The 16791-nt window shown below is 72.0% G+C and carries 14 protein-coding genes and 1 pseudogene; 8 read left to right on the top strand and 7 right to left on the bottom strand.

Features of this window, described 5'->3' with window-relative positions:
• Positions 1-22 precede the first annotated feature (22 nt).
• Complete coding sequence (locus AW273_RS12550) at positions 23-2620, bottom strand: AAA family ATPase (RefSeq protein WP_269750241.1); 2598 nt, start codon at positions 2618-2620, stop codon at positions 23-25.
• A 209-nt stretch (positions 2621-2829) separates the two neighbouring features.
• Here AW273_RS12550 and AW273_RS12545 point away from each other — a divergent pair, with 209 nt between their 5' ends.
• Positions 2830-3705 (top strand): hypothetical protein, encoded by an 876-nt coding sequence (locus AW273_RS12545; RefSeq protein WP_062348380.1) that lies wholly within the window; start codon positions 2830-2832, stop codon positions 3703-3705.
• Here the strand turns inward: AW273_RS12545 and AW273_RS12540 are convergent.
• Positions 3693-5090, bottom strand: a complete 1398-nt coding sequence (locus tag AW273_RS12540; protein ID WP_198168124.1) for a CHAP domain-containing protein — start codon at positions 5088-5090, stop codon at positions 3693-3695. The genes AW273_RS12545 and AW273_RS12540 overlap by 13 nt on opposite strands.
• Positions 5091-5212: 122 nt before the next feature.
• Positions 5213-7453, bottom strand: coding sequence for a serine/threonine-protein kinase (locus tag AW273_RS12535; protein ID WP_062348376.1), 2241 nt, complete (start codon positions 7451-7453; stop codon positions 5213-5215).
• A 358-nt stretch (positions 7454-7811) separates the two neighbouring features.
• Here AW273_RS12535 and AW273_RS12530 point away from each other — a divergent pair, with 358 nt between their 5' ends.
• From AW273_RS12530 to AW273_RS12520, 3 genes are read left to right on the top strand one after another with little or no spacing between them, the layout of a single operon-like run.
• Complete coding sequence (locus tag AW273_RS12530) at positions 7812-8420, top strand: response regulator transcription factor (RefSeq protein ID WP_062348374.1); 609 nt, start codon at positions 7812-7814, stop codon at positions 8418-8420.
• Between the two features lie 40 nt (positions 8421-8460).
• Positions 8461-8862, top strand: a complete 402-nt coding sequence (locus AW273_RS12525) for a hypothetical protein (protein ID WP_062348371.1) — start codon at positions 8461-8463, stop codon at positions 8860-8862.
• 4 nt (positions 8863-8866) lie between these two features.
• Complete coding sequence (locus AW273_RS12520) at positions 8867-10075, top strand: alpha/beta fold hydrolase (RefSeq protein WP_062348369.1); 1209 nt, start codon at positions 8867-8869, stop codon at positions 10073-10075.
• On the opposite strand, the gene AW273_RS12515 is transcribed toward AW273_RS12520, so the two are convergent.
• Positions 9990-11036: a LysR family transcriptional regulator gene (locus AW273_RS12515; RefSeq protein WP_062348367.1), complete on the bottom strand. Its 1047-nt coding sequence runs from the start codon at positions 11034-11036 to the stop codon at positions 9990-9992. The two genes, AW273_RS12520 and AW273_RS12515, sit on opposite strands and share 86 nt — an antisense overlap.
• A 112-nt stretch (positions 11037-11148) precedes the next feature.
• On the opposite strand from AW273_RS12515, the gene AW273_RS12510 reads away from it, so the two are divergent.
• The 3 genes from AW273_RS12510 to AW273_RS12500 all read left to right on the top strand — a co-directional run bounded on the left by AW273_RS12510 (position 11149) and on the right by AW273_RS12500 (position 13844).
• Positions 11149-12237 (top strand): saccharopine dehydrogenase family protein, encoded by a 1089-nt coding sequence (locus tag AW273_RS12510; protein ID WP_062348365.1) that lies wholly within the window; start codon positions 11149-11151, stop codon positions 12235-12237.
• A 14-nt stretch (positions 12238-12251) separates the two neighbouring features.
• Positions 12252-13088, top strand: coding sequence for a class I SAM-dependent methyltransferase (locus tag AW273_RS12505; RefSeq protein WP_062348364.1), 837 nt, complete (start codon positions 12252-12254; stop codon positions 13086-13088).
• An 81-nt stretch (positions 13089-13169) separates the two neighbouring features.
• Positions 13170-13844, top strand: coding sequence for a ThuA domain-containing protein (locus AW273_RS12500; RefSeq protein WP_063909933.1), 675 nt, complete (start codon positions 13170-13172; stop codon positions 13842-13844).
• Here AW273_RS12500 and AW273_RS12495 read toward each other — a convergent pair.
• Positions 13812-14459, bottom strand: a complete 648-nt coding sequence (locus tag AW273_RS12495; protein WP_062348361.1) for a MerR family transcriptional regulator — start codon at positions 14457-14459, stop codon at positions 13812-13814. The two genes, AW273_RS12500 and AW273_RS12495, sit on opposite strands and share 33 nt — an antisense overlap.
• Positions 14460-14575: 116 nt before the next feature.
• Positions 14576-15385, bottom strand: coding sequence for a carboxypeptidase-like regulatory domain-containing protein (locus tag AW273_RS12490; RefSeq protein ID WP_157555739.1), 810 nt, complete (start codon positions 15383-15385; stop codon positions 14576-14578).
• Between the two features lie 97 nt (positions 15386-15482).
• Here AW273_RS12490 and AW273_RS37160 point away from each other — a divergent pair.
• A pseudogene (locus AW273_RS37160) lies at positions 15483-15641 on the top strand (IS1380 family transposase); the annotation flags it as partial.
• Positions 15642-15838: 197 nt separating this feature from the next.
• Here the strand turns inward: AW273_RS37160 and AW273_RS12485 are convergent.
• The gene (locus AW273_RS12485) at positions 15839-16780 is read right to left on the bottom strand and encodes an SIS domain-containing protein (RefSeq protein ID WP_062348358.1); all 942 of its coding nucleotides are present in this window, start codon (positions 16778-16780) and stop codon (positions 15839-15841) included.
• Positions 16781-16791 lie beyond the last annotated feature (11 nt).

Here is a 16791-nt window from a genome sequence, read left to right as displayed (position 1 = left end):
GGTTGTCGCAGTAGGGAGCTCCCTACAGCTCCCCGCGCTCAACGGCGAGCGCCACTTCGAGGCGGGAGCGCAGGCCCGTCTTGGCGTAGACGCGGCTCAGGTAGACCTCGACGGTCTTGCGGCTGTAGTGGAGCTCGTCGGCGATCTGCGGGTTCGACCGGCCCTCGGCGACCAGTTCGATGACGCGGCGTTCGGCCGGGGTGAGCGTGGCGGCGGGCGCGGGGGCGACGCCGGCCTCGCGCATGTGCTGGAGGGTGCGGTCGCGCCAGGGGGCGGCGCCGAGGGTGGTGAAGAGGGTGTGGGCCTTGGCGAGTTGCGCCGGGTCGGCGTACAGGCCGATGAGAAGGCGGGCGCGGGCCTCCTCGTAGGGGAGGCCGCGCGCCTTCTCCAGCGCGGCGTGGGCGCGGTCGGCGTCGCCGAACGCCCACGCCACGGCCAGGTCGGCGGCCATCTTGGCGCGCGGGGTGCCGTTGCGGGCGGCGTCGTCGAGCCGCTCGGCGGCGGGACGGGCGCCCACGGTCTCCCCGGCGACGGCGTGCCAGATCACCTCCACCGCCAGCACCCGGTGGAGCACCTCGGGCACCCCGGTCGCCTTGGCCAGCTCGATCGACCGCCAGGACGCGGCCCGGTCGCCGGTGCCGAGGTGGAGCCGCGCGTTGTACATGTGGCGCAGGCCCGTCTGCGTCGCGCCGGCCGGCGGCGGGTCGGCCAGGATCGCCCGCGCCTCGTCGTAGCGGCCCTGGTCGAGCAGGATGTCGGCCTCGACGTTGCGCAGCAGCGCGTGGTTCTCCAGCAGGCCCGCCTCGGTCAGCGGCCCGGCCGAGGCGCGGATGTCGGCCAGGGCCTTCTCCCACTCGCCGCTCAGGCGGCGGACCACGGCCGTGGTGCGGGCGTTCTGCCCGGCGATGTCGTGCCAGCCGAGGCCGCGGTGGATGTGCTCGGCCTCCTCCAGCAGCTTCAGCGGCCGGGCGAGCTCGCCGCCCGTCGCCAGCACGTGGGCGGCCGACTCCAGCGCGGCCAGCCGCGCGCCGGGCGGCATCGCGGCGGCGAACGTCAGCAGGAACGACACCGCCCGTTCGGTCTGCGGCCAGTCGCCCTCGACCAGCGCCAACATGGCCAGCGCGCCGGCGGTGATGACGCGGTCCTCCGGCGGGCAGCTCGGCAGGCCCGCCCAGGCCAGGCGCGCGGCGTCGTCGGGCGGGCGGCGGAGTTCGCCGAGCAGCAGCGCCCGCTGGGCCAGCAGCGCGGTCGGGTCGTCGACGCGGGGGAGCTGCTTGGCCAGGATGGCGAGGGCGACGTCGTACCAGCCCATCGCGTGGGCGGCGCCGACGGCCACATAGGAGGTGCGGGTGTGGCGGCGGCCCGGCGGCAGCAGCGCCAGCGCCCGCTGCGCGGAGTTGAGCGCCAGCGCCGGGCGGGAGCCCTTCCAGTACGACAGCGCCTGTAACGCCAGCAGCTCGCCCTTGTCCTCGCTGATCTCGGCGGCCCGGCCGAACCAGTGGGCGGCCGACAGCGGGGCGGTCCAGCGGGTCACCTCGGCGGCCCGCAACATCGCCGCCCGCGCCTCCTCGGGTGCGCCGCCCTCGGCCATGTGGGTGGCCCATTCGAGCACCCGGCGCGCGCCGCTGAGGCCCTGCCGCTGGAGCATCGCGGCGATGCGGGCGTGCAGGCGGCGGCGTTCGCCGGCGTTGAGGTCGGCGTGCAGCGCCTCGGCGACCAGCGGGTGGGCGAACGCGTAGCCGTCGCCGGTGTCGACCAGCACCTCGTCGCGCACGAGTGCGACCAGCGCGCGTTCGGCGGCGCGTTTGTCGAGCCCGGCGAGCTCGGCGACCTCCTCCAGGGTGCCCGGGGTGTCGATCGCGGTGGTGTCGCGGGTGCGGCCCAGCGTCGCCAGCACCCGCGCGAGGTCGCGGCCGGCCCTGTCGCGCTGGAAGATGCGGCTCAGGATCGCGCCCCGGCGGGCCCCCGGGTCGGGGGAGCGCACCGCCCCGCCCTGGACGAGCGCGAGCACCGTCTCCTGGACGAACCACGGGTTGCCCTGGCTCTCGGCCAGCACCCGGTCGAGCATGCTGTCGCTCGGCGTCCGGTCGAGCAGCGAGGTGATCAGGTTCTTGACCTCGGCGCGGGAGAGGGGATCGAGGCGTACCGCCGTGTCGACGTCGAGCGACGGCGGCCGCCGCGCGGTCACCACGATCGCGAGGCCGGGACAGGTGCGCGGCAGCGTCTTGAGCAGCCGCAGCGTGTCGGCGTCGGCGTGGTGGACGTCGTCGATGGCCAGCAGGGTGCGGCCCGGCAGACCGGCGATGAGCTGCGCGGCCAGTGCCCCCGGCGCGGCCACCGGACGGCCGGTCTGATGGCCCAGCGCGGCGCGGTCGATGGCGTCGTAGAGCTCCCACAGCCGCTGCTGCGCCTTCGGCTCGCGGCCCAGCGACTCCAGGGCGTCGACGAGCGGCGCGTAGGCCAGGCCCTCGTCGAGCTCGCGGGCCCGTCCTCTGAGCACGCGGAAGCCCGCCGCCTGGGAGGTCAGCTCACCCAGCAGGTGGGTTTTGCCGAGCCCCGCGGCACCGGTGATCACGATGGTGCGCGGCGTTTCCCGGAGAGCCGATTCCAGCTCACGCAGGAGCTGGACACGGCCGAGGCCCCTGTCGACGGGACGTCACTCCCTTCACGTGCGTCACAGAGCTGACGCGTTGATCCGGTTGAACGTTCACCCGATGTGTGCAGAAATCGTAGATTGCCACGGCGGTCGTGACCAGAGCGGCGGCTCACCGTCAGATTCGGCGATTAGTGACATGGCGAAGGGATGTGCCGGAACGTACATCTCAGATCGTGGCTTACACCGATGAGCAGCTCGGCCTGGCCGCCCAGGTCCGGGCCGCACTCCTGTCGCCGCCGGCGGACGCGCGGCTGCCCGGCTGGGACGCGCTCGGCGCGACCGGATTCCTCGGGTGTTTGGTATCGCCGGTTTCGGGCGGGCTCGGATTGCGGTTCGCCGACACGGTGCCCGCGTTCGCCGAGACCGGCCGCGTGGCGCTGCCGGGCCCGCTGGTGGAGACGTGCGTGCTCGGCGCGCTGCTGCTGCCGGAGCGTTTCCACGCGCCGCTCGCGCGCGGCGAACTGCGGGTCTCGGCCCGCATCGGCGACACCGTGTACGCCCCCGACGCCGACGCCGCCGGCCTGCTCGTCGTCGAACGCCCCGGCGGTGTCCTGGAGGCCCTCCCGCCCTCCTCGGTACGGCTGACGCCCCGCCCCGGTCTCGACCCGGCCCGCCGCCTGTTCAGCGTGTCGACCGAGCGTCCCGGCATCCCCCTGGGCACCCGTGTGGCCGCCCTGCCGGCGCTGCGCGTCGCGACCGTGGCGGTGGCCGCCCAGCTCGTCGGCCTCGCCCGGCACCTGTGCGCGGTCGCCGGTCTCCCGCCCGACGCGGCCGACTTCGCCGGTTCCCTCGTGTACGAGGCCGCGGTCGTCGCCGGTGACCATTCGTCGCCAGAAGGGGAGGTCGTGCGCGCGGTCAGCGCGGCCAAGGCCGCCGCGGGGGAGGCCGCCGCCGAGGCGGCCCACACGATCCTGCGGCACGGACCGCGTGGGCACGACCTCTGGGTGGCACGGGTGTGGTCACTCGGGTCGGCGTACGGAGACACCGGTCTGCACCGGGCGCGGCTCAGAGCGGCGCGCCTGGGGAACCCGGAGCTCTACCGCCGGTGACGGCCTCGGTAGTCCGTCGGCGCCGAGGACGCCGGGCGCCGGTGGTTGACCAGGAAGGCCAGCGCCAGGAGCACCACCAGCAACGGCGCCACCAGTCCCTGCGCGCTCAGGGCGTGCGGGACGGAGGCGGGCGTCGGCCGGCTCGCGGCCACCGGCAGGGCGCTGATCTGCGTGGCCGGTTCGACGTGGAGGAGCGACGTCTCCGCCGCCATCTCCTTGAGGAGGATCACCTTGGGGGTCGGGCCCCGAGGCGTCTCGGGGGCCTTCTGGGCCTCCTCGACGAGGGCGGGGGTGTCGGCCCAGACGAGCGGGCCACGGTCAGGACAACCGTTCTCGTCGCCGCCGGCACACCCGCCGGGGCCGATACCGGCACGGGAGCCGGAGTCGGCGGAGATCCCAGGAGTGACGTCGACGCCGATGCCCGACCAGACGTGATGCGAACCGGGGCTGGACCCGCCCGCCCTGAACCCCGGCCCGTCCTCCGAACCGCCACCTGACCTGGTGTCGGGGCGGTCGCCCGGCCCCGCGCCGATCCCGATCCCGGGCAGGGTGCGGGTTCCGGCGCCGGACTCGGCTCCGGGCCCGCGCGAGAAGTCGCCCGACGTGGTCCCGGACCTGGTTCCGGGCGCGGTGTCCGAGCCGGTGTCGGGACCGGTTCCCTGCCTCGGCCCTGAGCCGTTGTGGGAGCCCATCCCGGGCCTGCCTTCGTAGCCGATGCCCGGTTTGTCCTCCGAGCCGCCGCCCGACCTGGTGTCCGGCCGGTCCCAAGGCCGAGGGTGCGGGCCCATGCCGGGTCTGCCGTCGGTCCCGGTGCCGGTCTGGGTGTCGGAGCCGGTGTCCGGGCCCGTGTCGGTCGTGGTGTCGGAGCCGGTGTTCGGGCCCGTGTCGGTCGTGGTGTCGGTGCCGGTCTCGGAGGAGCCGGTGGTCTTCTCCAGGATCTTCTCCGGGTAGCCGAACCCGACGACCGTCCCCTTGTCGTGGGTTCGTTCCTTGACCATGTTGCTGGTGTTGCCCTCGATCGAGGTGAACTGCGATCCGTCCACCTCCGTCACGAGTCCTACGTGATCGATACCGTCGACGCTTCCTCCGCCGTCCCAGTCGAAGAAGACGACCGCACCCGGTTCCGGTTCGCGGCCCCAGGCCCCCTGTGCCTGAAACCACTCCGCGTGCGCGATGGTGTAGGAGAACTCTCCGAACCAGTCGCTGTAGCCGAGCTTGTTCGCCCCCCACGAGAGGAACATGTCGCACCATGGCTGGTACGAGTAGTCGGCGTCCGTCTCGACGGCGTTGTACCAGTCCCCGAACTTGGTGTAGCCGCCGGACTGCTCTTGGTATCCGATCTCCTTCCTGAGCAAGGTGATGAGCTTCTGCATCTCTGGGGTCATATGTGACATCCATTACGCTTCGGGGTCAATCTGCGTGAATGGGATGTTCAAGGACCTTTAAGGGGCAGGTCAACTCACTTTACTTAAACATGACCAAACGGGACATACAGGATAGTCCCAGGTCAGAGGATCCGGCCAGGCTCCGAGCCCGACGGCGTAGGGGTTTCCGGCTCCTCCTCCACCGGACAGGCGGGGGAGTCGAGCGTGACCTCCCGGGTGGCCGTGTCACCCCCCGGCGACGCCGTCACGCTCACCTGGCGGACGTCCCGGGCCCCGCACGGAGCCTGCTTGTAGCCGGTCGGGAACTCGCGGGTGTAGTCCTTGGCCCCGCTCACCTCGGCCGTCGTGGTCGTCACGATCGGGTTCGTCTGCCGTTCGCCGACCCGGATCGTGCGGGTGAACGTCACCGTGAGCGTGATCGGCGTGGTCGTCCCCGAGGTCACCTTGACGGTCGCCAGCGACCCGTCCCACCCCTGCAGGCTCACCGAGGGCGGCGCGCAGCCGGGCCCGGTGACCCGCTTCTGGCTGGTCTGCGTGCCGTTGCCCGCCGCCGGTTCGGTGGTGATCTGGACCGTGTACGTCGAGGTCTGGCCGCACGGCGGCTCGCCCAGGTCGGTGCGAGCGGTGAAGGAGTACTCCCGATGTCCCGACAGGGTCGTGCTCGACGACTTGGTCAGCTCGCCGTCGCGGCCGAACCGGGCCACCACCTTGACCCGGCCGGTGCCGTCGGCCTTGAGCCGCACCCCGGCGGCCTTGCCGTCCCAGCCGGTGATCGTGACGTTCTCCACCGCCGGCGGCGGGCACGGTCCGCCCTTGACCGAGACGGTCTTGGACGCCGCCTTGCCCGCCGAGGGCGAGGTCTCGACGGTGATGCGCCGGTAGGAGGTCGTACCGCAGGCGGGTGGGGTGAAGGCCTGCTGCACGACGGGGGTGTAGGCGGTCGCGCCCGCGAGCGGGACCACCTGCGGCGGGAGCGTGTTGAGCGCCGACTCCTCGGCGCCCTCGGCGAACCGGACCGTCATCGTGACCTGCGCCGGGGTGCTGGTCGTGATCCGGACCGCGGCCGACTGCCCGTCGAACGACTGGATGTTCAGGCCGGAGACCTTGAGCGGCGGTGGGGGAGCGGTCGCGGTGGCGGTCGCGGTGACCGTCGGTGTGGCGGTGCCCGGCGGCTGGACCGTCGACGGTTGCTCGGTGGTGGCCTCCTCCGACGGCTCCTCCGTCGCCGGTTCCTCTTCCGGGGTGGCCGGGGGTGTGGTCTCCTCCTCCGGTACGACCGGCGGCGGCTCCTGCGCCGGCGTCTGCGTCGGCGGGCGTAACGTGGTGCCGCCCGCGACCGGGGTCTGGCCGTTGGCCGCCACCACGATCGCGACCACCACCGCCGCCACCAGCGACCCCGCGATGGCGAACCGCGGCGCGAACCGGGTCAGCCGCTGGCTCAGGATCGTGCGCGCCAGCGAGGTGTTCGCCTGCGGCACCGGCGTCGACGGCTTGGCCAGCGGGAACATCAGCGCCATCAGCGTGGCCAGTTCGGCCAGGTGCCGCCGGCCGCGTTCCTCCCAGTCGCGGCCGTAGGCGGCCAGCGCCGCGAGCTCCAGGTCGGCGACGAACTGGTCGGCGGTCGGCGGCCGGGCCATCGGGTCCTTGGCCATGCCCCGCCCGACCAGCGCCCTGACCGAGCCCGGCACCTCCATCGTCGGGATCGGCGCCCCCTGGTGCTGGCGCCGCAGGGTGCCCGCGTCGAGCGAGTGGAAGGGCCGGTGGCCGGTCAGGCACTCGAAGAACACGCAGGTCGCCGCGTAGACGTCGGTCGCCGGGCTGGCCGGGTTCCCGGCCCACTGCTCCGGGGCCATGTACGACGGCGTGCCGGTCGCCTGCCCCGCCTCGCCGACGTGGCTGGCGATGCCGAAGTCGGCCAGCTTGCTGGTGCCGTCGGCCTGGACGAGCACGTTCTCGGGTTTGTAGTCGCGGTGCACCACACCATAGGCGTGCGCCGCCGACAGGCCCAGCAGCGACCCCTTCAGCACGACCAGCGCCGCCTCGGGCGAGGTGTTGCCGTGCTCGGCCAGGATGCTCCGCAGCGACACCCCGTCGACCAGCTCCATCACGATGGCCGCGTCGCCCCTGGGCGACTGCACGTATTCGTACAGCCGCACCACGTTCGGGTTCTCCAGCTCGACCATGAGCCGGGCCTCACGCTGGAAGCTGGCCAGGAAGCCGGGGTCGCGTCGCAGCGTCTCGCTCAGATACTTGATGGCGACATAGGCTCCGGTCGTCTCGTATGTCGCCAGCACGACCCGGCCGCCACCCCCGGCGCCGAGTTCGCGTACCTCCCGGTAGCCCGGGACCGTCCACGTGCTCAACTGCGAAGCCCCCTCCATCGGGCACCCGGCGCGAAATGTCACCTAACGCCGCGTACTCATACGAAGGTCTCACCGCATCGTCAGCTTGTCACCGGACTAGAAATGTCACCTTGTCGCTGCAAACCGGTTGGGCATAGGGCGTAACCGACAGTCGCGAGCCGCTGACCTGCGAAGTTGGCACGGCCTTGGCGAACAGGGCCCGAGCATTGGTGTCCGTTGGCGATACTGGAAGACAGAGGTGACCGGTATGCCCGGTCCGTATCGCGGACACGCGCAAATAGCGAAAAAGTTCGTCCGGATATCCCCTTGTCCAGGACCGTATCGCGTGTCCAGAATCTAATTTTGGGGGTGGGACACCATGATCAGAGTCGCCGTTGCCGACGATCACCCGCACGCGCAGGCCGGGATCCGCCGCCTGCTGACCCGGATGCCCGAGGTGGGGTCGATCGTCGCCGCCCCCACCGCCGACGCCGAGATCGACGTCGTCCTCCTGGCCCTCTACGGCGAAGACCGCCGCCCGGCCCTCGCCGAGATCGAGGGGTGGACGCCCCGGGCCCGTGTCCTCGTGACCGCCGCCGCGGGCGATCCGTCCGACGTCGTCGAGGCACTCCAGGCCGGCGCCTCCGGCTATCTCCCCAGGAACACCACGCCCGACGAGTTCCGCCACGCCGTCCTCCAGGTGGCCTCCGGCGGTTTCGCACTCGGCCAGGGACTGGCCCTCGTCCTGCGCGGCCAGCTCGCGTCGGCCACCTCGACCCTCTGCCTGCGCCCCGCGCTGTCGCCGCGCGAGACGGAGGCGCTGCGGCTCATCTCGAAGGGATGCACGCATCCCGAGGCGGCCAAGGCGATGAACATCGAGGAGCTCTCCGTCGACCAACTGGTCGTCCGTATCCAGGTGAAACTGGGTTTCGGCAACCCCCGCGACCTCCGCCGCGTGACCGAAGACCTGGGACTCCAGAGGCTCTGAGGGTTGCGTGTGACTCGGCGTCGGGAAGACGCTGGGTCCGGTGGAACCGAACGAGTACGAGGAGCAGATCCGCCTGCACCTCGCGGCGATAGCGCGAAGAGCGGCCGGCCCGGAAGTCGTCGACGCTCTCCTCGCGCACGCCCGGGTCGCCCGCTCGCCCGCCTCGGTCGACGGCGCGGTCCGCGCGGCCCGGCTGCTGTGCGAACACGACGCCGCCGAACACGAGGGCACGCTGGTGCGCGCCCTCCGGTCGGGCGCCGACACCCTGATCCGCCGTCCCGCCATGGCGCTGCCCCTGGCCCAGGAGGCGGTCTCCCTGGCCCGCGGCCTCGGCGGCCCCCCGCTGATCGTCTCCCTGGCCACCCTGTCGCGGGTGCTCCGCGCGGCCGGAAGGCCCGCCGAGGCCGACGCGGCCGAGGCCGAGGCCGAGTCGCTATCGTGACGCGGTGACCGTTTCCCTCACCGACCACGTCTTCACCGTCCCGCTGGACCACTCCGACCCCTCGGGCGGGCTGATCGAGGTGTTCGCCCGGGAGGCGGTCGACCCCCGGCGCGCGGGCGACGACCTGCCCTGGCTGCTGTTCCTCCAGGGCGGCCCCGGCGGCAAGGCGCCCCGCCCGCTGTCGGCGGACGGCTGGCTCGGACACGCGCTGCGCACCCATCGGGTGCTGCTGCTCGACCAGCGGGGAACGGGCCGCAGCAGCCCCGTGACGGCGAAGTCCCTGCCCGCCCCCGACGGCCCCGAACTGGCCGCCTACCTGCGACACTTCCGCGCCGACGCGATCGTGGACGACGCCGAGCACATCCGGCGCGCGCTGGGCGTCGAGCGGTGGTCGACGCTGGGCCAGTCCTACGGCGGCTTCGTGACCCTGACCTACCTGTCGAAGGCCCCCGACTCGTTGTCGGCCTGCTACGTGACCGGCGGTCTGCCGGGCCTGCACGCCGACGCCGACGAGGTCTACCGGCGCACCTACCGCCGCGTCGAAGGCAAACTCGACCGCTACTTCACCCGCTACCCGGACGACCGCCCCCTCCTCGACGGCCTCCTCGCCCACCTGGCGGCCAACGACATCCGCCTCCCCGACGGCGACCGCCTCACCCCCCACCGCCTGAAGTTCCTCGGCACGGAACTGGGCACCGGCAGCGGAGCCGACTCCCTGCACTGGCTCCTGGCCGAGGCGTGGGTGGGCGGCGAACTCTCCGACGAGTTCCTCTACCAGGTGATGGCCGAGACGTCCTTCGCCGGCAATCCCCTGTACGCCGTCATGCACGAGTCCATCTATTCGCAGGGCGCCCCGACGAACTGGTCGGCGGCCCGGCTGGCCCCCGACCTGCCCCTCACCGGAGAGATGATCTACCCCTGGATGTTCGACGAGATCCGCGCGCTGCGCCCGTTCAAGCGGACGGCCGAGTGCCTGGCCCAGATGACCTGGCCCGCCCTGTACGACCCGGCCCGCCTGGCGGCGAACCAGGTGCCGGTGGGCGCGGTCGTGTACTACGACGACATGTACGTGGACGAGGGCCTGTCGGCCCAGACCGTGCGCGAGGTCGCCAACGTGACGACGTGGGTCACGAACGAGTGGGAGCACGACGGGTTGCGGGTGTCGGGGGAGACGGTCGTTCAGAGGGTGATGGGTCTGGTCCAGCCCAGATGAGCCGATGACGTCCCGCGCGAACCTCCCCGCTGACGACGGTGAGCACGTCGAGCAGTGCGGTCACGGCCGGGAGCCGGAACGGCGGTGACAGGGTGGCCGCGTAGAGCGGGCGGGGCGGCAGCGGGGGAACGGTCGGCCGCAGCACGACGCCGGGGTGCGCGGCGCCCCGCGCCAGCGTGGGCACGAGCATGATGCCGGACCCGCCCGCGACCAGCGCCTGCTTGCCGTACCAGTCTTCGCAGAAGAACCCGATTCGGGGCGGGCGGCCCAGGACTGTGGCGAGCTGGGGAATCGGGCCGAAGCAGTCGGGGAAGCCGCCTTCGATCCACGCCTCCTCTCGCAGGTCGGCCAGCCGCACGCGGCTGCGCCGGGCCAGGGGATGGCCCACGGGCAACGCGACCTGGAACTCCTCCTCCAGCAGGGGCAGCAGTTCGACCCCGGTGAGTTCGCCGGGGTCCAGGGGCGTGGCCGCCGGGTCGTGCCGGGCGGCGGGCACGTCGGCGTACAGGCTCCAGGCGGTGATCAGCGCCAGGTCGATCCTGCCGTCCTTGAGCGCGGACAGCGTCCCGGCGGGGTCGTCCTGCATCAGGCTCAGGCTGACTCCGGGATGGGTGCGGCCGAAGCGCCGGAAGACCTCCGGCACGAACCAGGTGTTGGCGCTGGAGAACGCCGACAGGCGGACATGCCCGGCCTCGGCGTTCGTGAAAGCGCCGACCCGCAGTTCCAGGGCCCGCAAGCGGGCCAGGATGTCGCGCGCCTGCTCGGCGACGATCTCACCCGCGGCGGTCGGACTGACCCCGCGCGCGGTGCGCCGGAAGAGCCCGACGCCGAGCCTCCGTTCCAGTCCGCCGATCTGCCGGGAGACGGCCGGCTGCGTCATCGACAACGTTTCGGCCGCCGCGGAGAACGAACCGCGCTCCGCCACTTCGACCAGCACCTGCAAGGTCCACGGATCGATCACAGATGAATCGTGCCATGCAGTGCATGCATGTCAATCATGAGATATCTGCAGTTGTGCGTATATCTGTGGCCGCGTGATTCTGAGGACCTCACTTCTGCGACACGGAATTGCGATGGACGGCATGAATGGGAGCAACGATGAACATCGCTCGTGGCCGAGCACGGTTAAGCCGATCGTCGTCATCGGCGGTTACGGAGCGGTCGGCGGCGCGGTCGCGCGGCAGCTCGGAGCCTGGTTTCCCGGCCGGACCGTGGCGGCGGGCCGCGACCGGGCCAAGGCGGAGGCCCTGGCTCGATCCACCGGCCACACGGTGGAAGGAGCGCGGATCGACGTCGGCGATCCGGCCGACGTCGACCGGATCCTCGACGGCGCGGCCGTGGTGGTGATGTGCGTCGAGCGGGCCAACGCGGACCTGGCCCGCGCCTGTCTGAGCCGGGGGGTGCACTACGTCGACGTCACCGCGTCCACTCCGGTGATCCGGGCGGTCGCGTCACTCGACGCACTCGCGAGACGGCACGGGGCGACGGCCGTGCTCAGCGTCGGTGTGGCCCCGGGGCTGACGAACCTGCTGGCCCGCCACTGTGTCGACCGGCTGCCGTCGGCGGAGATGGTCGACATCAGCCTGCTGCTCGGTCAGGGCGGCGACCACGGCGTCGACTCGGTGCGCTGGATCGTCGAGAACCTCGTCCGCCCAGGGGGCGGGCGGCGTTCCGACGCCCGTCCGCTGCGTGTGACGTTCCCGGGCCGGGGACACCGGACCGTCCACCCGTTTCCCTTCTCCGACCAGGACGTGATCAGCACGTCGTCGTCCGTCCGGGCCACGACGCGGATCTGCCTCGACTCGCCGTTCGTCACCTCGGCCCTGTTCGGCCTCCGCGCCGCCGGGTTCTTCGAGGCGGCGCGCAGGCTGGGCGCCGAGTCGGCGTTCATCTCGGCGTTCTCCCGCCTCCGCCTCGGATCCGACCGGTTCGTCGTCCACGTGACCGCGTCGGACGCCGCCGGGAACGCGGTGTCGAGCACCGTCGCGGGCCGCGACGTCTGCCGGGCGACCGGGCTCGTCACCGCGCACGTGGCGCGCCTCCTGGTCACCGCTCCAGGGCCTCCCGGTGTCCTGCACATCGACCGGCTCCGGCCCGCGACGGCATTTCTCGACGAATTCCGCACCTATCCGCTGACCGTGGAACACCACCCGGCATATTGATGGCAGGCGATTTCATGGACATTCCCAACACCGCACAGGCGACCTCGTGGAACGGACCCGAAGGCGTCCACTGGGCCGACCAGAAGGACCACACGGCCGGCGGGAACGCCGCACTGCACCGGCTGTTGTTCGGGGCCGCGGCCATAACGGAGACGGATCGGGTGCTCGACATCGGATGCGGCGCGGGTGAGACCACGATCGTCGCGGCCCGCCTGGCGGCCCGAGGGCACGTCGTCGGCGTCGATCTCTCCCGGCCGATGCTGGAGCGGGCCCGGGCCGACGGAGTCCGGTCGGGGCTCGTCAACCTGCGGTTCGAGGAAGGAGACGCGCAGGTCCATCCGTTCCCCGACGACCACTTCGATGTGGCCGTCAGTCAGTTCGGCATCATGTTCTTCGCCGATCCCGTAGCGGCCTTCGCCAACATCGGCCGCGCCGTGCGTCCCGGCGGCCGTCTCGTCTTCGTCTGCCCGCAGGACATTGCCCGGTGCGCCTGGTACACCGTGCCGAACGCGGCGCTGCTCGGACATCCGCCGGAGCCGCCCGCCGACGCCCTCGCACCCGGGATGTTCTCGCTCGCCGACCGTTCCAGGATCGAACGGGTGCTCGGTGAGGCCGGTTTCCGGACCGTCACCACGACGGCGGTCGACGTCCCTCTCTACTTCGGCCGCGACGCCGCGAACGCGGCCGACTTCTATCTCGGCACCGGTCCGGTCCGCGCGATTCTCGAGCGCGACGCGACCCTGACGCCCGCTGCGGCCCGCGCCATCCTGCGGGCCACGCTGGAGCCGTACGCGGGTCCGGAAGGGGTCTACCTGGGCGGCGCGTTGTGGCTGGTGAGCGCGGAGCGGTGAGCCGGTGCGGCCGGGCACCCCGACGTGCGTCACCCGCCCGGCCATTCCCTCAACGCGGGGTCCTGTGATGCAGTGGCGGGTATGGCGCGAAATCTCATTCTCTCCGGAGGTGTGGCCCACGACTTCGCGGCCACGTCGCAGACCCTGGCCGAGGTGCTCCGCGAAGCGGGCGTCGAGTCGGAGATCACCGACGACATCGCGGGCGCCCTGTCCGAACCCCCGCAGGTCGACCTCATCACCGTCAACGCCATGCGCTGGTGCAACGAGCATGGTCACTTCGAGGACCAGCGCGACCAGTGGCACCTCCCGCTCGGCCAGGACGCCCGCGCGGTGCTGCTCGACCACCTGGACAAGGGCGGCGGCGTCCTCGCCATGCACACCGCCTCCATCTGCTTCGACGACTGGCAGGGCTGGCCGCGGGTGCTGGGCGCCTCGTGGAAGTGGGGCAAGTCGCACCACCCGCCGATCGGCTGGACCACCGTCCACGTCAACCGCGACCACGTCATCACCGACGGGCTGCGCGACTTCGACGTCGTCGACGAGGTCTACAGCGACCTCGACGTGCTCCCCGACGTCACGCCGCTGGCCACCTCGCTGGGCCAGCCGGTGCTCTGGGCGCGGAACGTCCGGAGGGGCCGGCTCGTGTACGACGCCCTCGGCCACGACACGCGCTCCTACGACTCGCCGGTCCACCGCACGCTGTTGTGCCGCGCGGCCCAGTGGCTACTCCGCCAGCCCGTCGGCATCTGCGAGTAGCCGGGCCGACTCCGACTCCTCGGCGAGCCGGCGCACGACGTCCAGGACCCGGCCGTAGAGCACGGTCCCGATCACGTGGGCCTCGACGGCGGTCTCGCGGGGGCCGTCGAACGGGATGCGCGACATCTCGTGGTCGCGGACCAGGCCGCCGACCGCCGCGGCGTAGGGGCGCAGGTCGGGGAGGGTGACCTCCTGGCCGAGGCGGCGGAGGGTCACGATGGTCTGGGCGAGTTCGTCGCGGCCCGGGGCGGCCGGCTCGACCCGCCAGCCGCGCTCGCGGATGAGCTCGTCGACCATGGCCCGCGCGGCGGCCCACTCGTCGGTGTCCTCGGGTTCGGTCTTCGGGGACAGCGCGTAGTGGGCGGTGCCGAGCATCTCGTGCACGCCCTTCGTCTCGTCCTCCACGGCTTCGATCACGGCCCTGATGGCGGAGATGGGCAGTTTGCCCACTTCGAGGAGGGCTCTGATCAGGCGGAGCCGCCGCACATGCGCGGCGCCGTACACCGAACGGGTCGCGGAGACCTGTTCGCCCGGCGGCAGGAGCCCTTCCCGCAGGTAGTACTTGATGGTCGGGATGGGCACGCCGGTCGTTTCGCTGAGCTGGGAGATCCGCACGCTGGATATGCTAGCTATCCAACCGGCCCACTCCGGCGGGCCCGACCGCCCCGCTCGACGACGTCGTGAGCGCGCGGGCGACCGGGTCGTCGAGGGTGAAGCCGTCGAAGCTCCGCTCAGAGCGCCAGATCCAGATCGATCCGGTAGACGCCGGTCATGACCGTCTGGAAGTCCCCGACATACTCCGGCGCGTACTCGCCGACGTTGCGCTGCCTGACGCGGAGCGGACGGCCGTCGTAGGTCGCGGTGATCCGGTAGCGGCCGAGGGGCACGTCGTGCACACCCGACCCGTCCCCGGTCCGCGAAGACGCGCGGGTGATGACGCTTCCCTGGGAACCGTCGGCCAGCGGACCCTCGGGGGTGAGGGTGAGCTCCACGTTCTCATCCTGGAGGTAGGCCTGCGGATCCTGCGGATCCGCCGTGTCCAGATAGATGATCACCGAGTTTCCGTAGACGCCGAGGCCGTCGGGCCGCTCCCCGGTGAGCTTCCAGGTGAAGTTCCGCACGGCGCCGGTCGGCCCGGCGAAGGGCGAGTCGTCGTCGGGCGCCAGGGCCAGGGAGAACCGCTGGCCGTTGTACGAGCGGGTCACCGTCGCGGTCGCGTGGAAAGTGGCCGCATGGTCCGTCTCCACCCGGTAGAAGCCGTCGGCGTCGGTCACCGTGATCAGGTTGCTGTTGTAGAGCAACTGGTTGTCGGCGACGACCTCCACGCCCGCCAGCGGCGCCCCCTTCTCGTCGACCACCCTGCCCTTGAGCACTCCGGGCTCGATCTCCCCCGCGTCCGCCCGGTCCACGTCCACCGTTTCACTCCCTTGTCGGCCGTCGGTCACGCCCGTCACCTCGGGAATCCCGGACATCCCGCATCCGGTCAGGACCAAGGTCAAGGTCAGCACCGGCAGGCCGGTCATCAGCCACAGTCTTCGCACCCCACGGACACTACGCACTCGATCTTGAAACGCACTTGGAGATGCCTGAGAGCGCGCACCCCGGACACCCGGCCGCCTGGCGGCCTGGCTTCGTCCGAACGGGGCGTGGGTCGCGGAGCTGACCGGGCTGCTGGACCTGACCGGCTGGCCGAAGGGGATGCGGGTCATCGTCCGAGAGGAACGCCCCCACCCGGGCGCGCAGTTACGCTTCAGCGACATCGACGGGCACCGCTTCACGTGTTTCGTCACCGCCACCCGGGCTGTCCACCCCGACCAACATCACGAACCGCATCACGCCAACCGGCACTTGAGTGGGAAATCGTCCGGGATTAGCGTGATTTGGGCCCACCGGGACGGATCGCGCCCCGCCTCGGTGGGCCTCTAGGAATTGGTGTGGAATGTCACTATTGAGCCACTTAGGGTCCGGGCGGGGCCGGAACACCGGTAGCTTTCCTACCCGTGCGCCCACCACGACGCGGCGACCAGCTCGGCCACGAGCGTCTCCGTGAGGAGCGCGACGCCGGGATCGTCGTCATGCCGGTAACGCACGCCCCCGGCCTGCCCGGCCACCTCGCCGCCGACGGTGACGACCGTCGAGCCGCGCTCCCTGACCCACTCCATCGCCTGGTCGTCGTAGGGCGACCCCGGGAACAGCAGGGCGCGGTAGTCGCAGGTCTTGGTGAGGTAGACGTCGACATGGGCCCAGTCGCCGGTCTCGCAGGCGGTGGCCTGACGGCGCGGGCCCTCGCGGACCATCAGCGCCGACTGGTCGGCCGACGACAGGCGTTCGGCCGGGGCGATCGTGTAGACGCCGTGGGGGCCGTCGAGCAGCTCCATGACGCCGGGCAGCCAGTCGCCGCGCCGGTCGAGCAGATCCTGCGTGGCTTCCGCGGCCCGTCTGACCAGGGAACCGTCCATGGTGCGGTCGGTCAGGGCGAGCAGCAGGGCGAGGGTGTGCTGGAAGGTCCGGCACGCCACCCCGCCCTCCTCCGGGCCGGCCAGCATCGGGACGACGTGGTCGGCGCCCTTCGTGATCGGCGACCCCTCCTTGTTGGTCAGCGCGGCCACGAACGACACGCCCTGGTGACGGGCCACCGCGGCGAGGGTCTCGCGGCTGCCGCCGGTGGCGGAGATCGCCACGACCAGGGTCGCCGGGTCGGGCGGGTAGCCCAGGCTCGTCGAGGCGTAGTCGGCGGCGGCGTCGATCCCGAGGGCGCGCAGGCGCAGGGCGGCGACGCGGGCGGCGTACCGGGAACTGCCCATGCCCAGGAACAACACTCGCCGGACGGTGTGGGGCATGCCGTCGAACAGGCCGCCCGCGTCGAGCGCGGCGGCCAGCCGATCGAGCGACTCGGGCTTCTTCAGCAGGTCGTCGAGGAACTTTCCGGCGTCCATCCCAGCAGCCT

The organism is Herbidospora yilanensis, from assembly GCF_001570565.1.
GTDB classification, from domain to species: Bacteria; Actinomycetota; Actinomycetes; order Streptosporangiales; family Streptosporangiaceae; genus Herbidospora; species Herbidospora yilanensis.
This window is presented reverse-complemented; position numbering and strand designations above follow the sequence as displayed.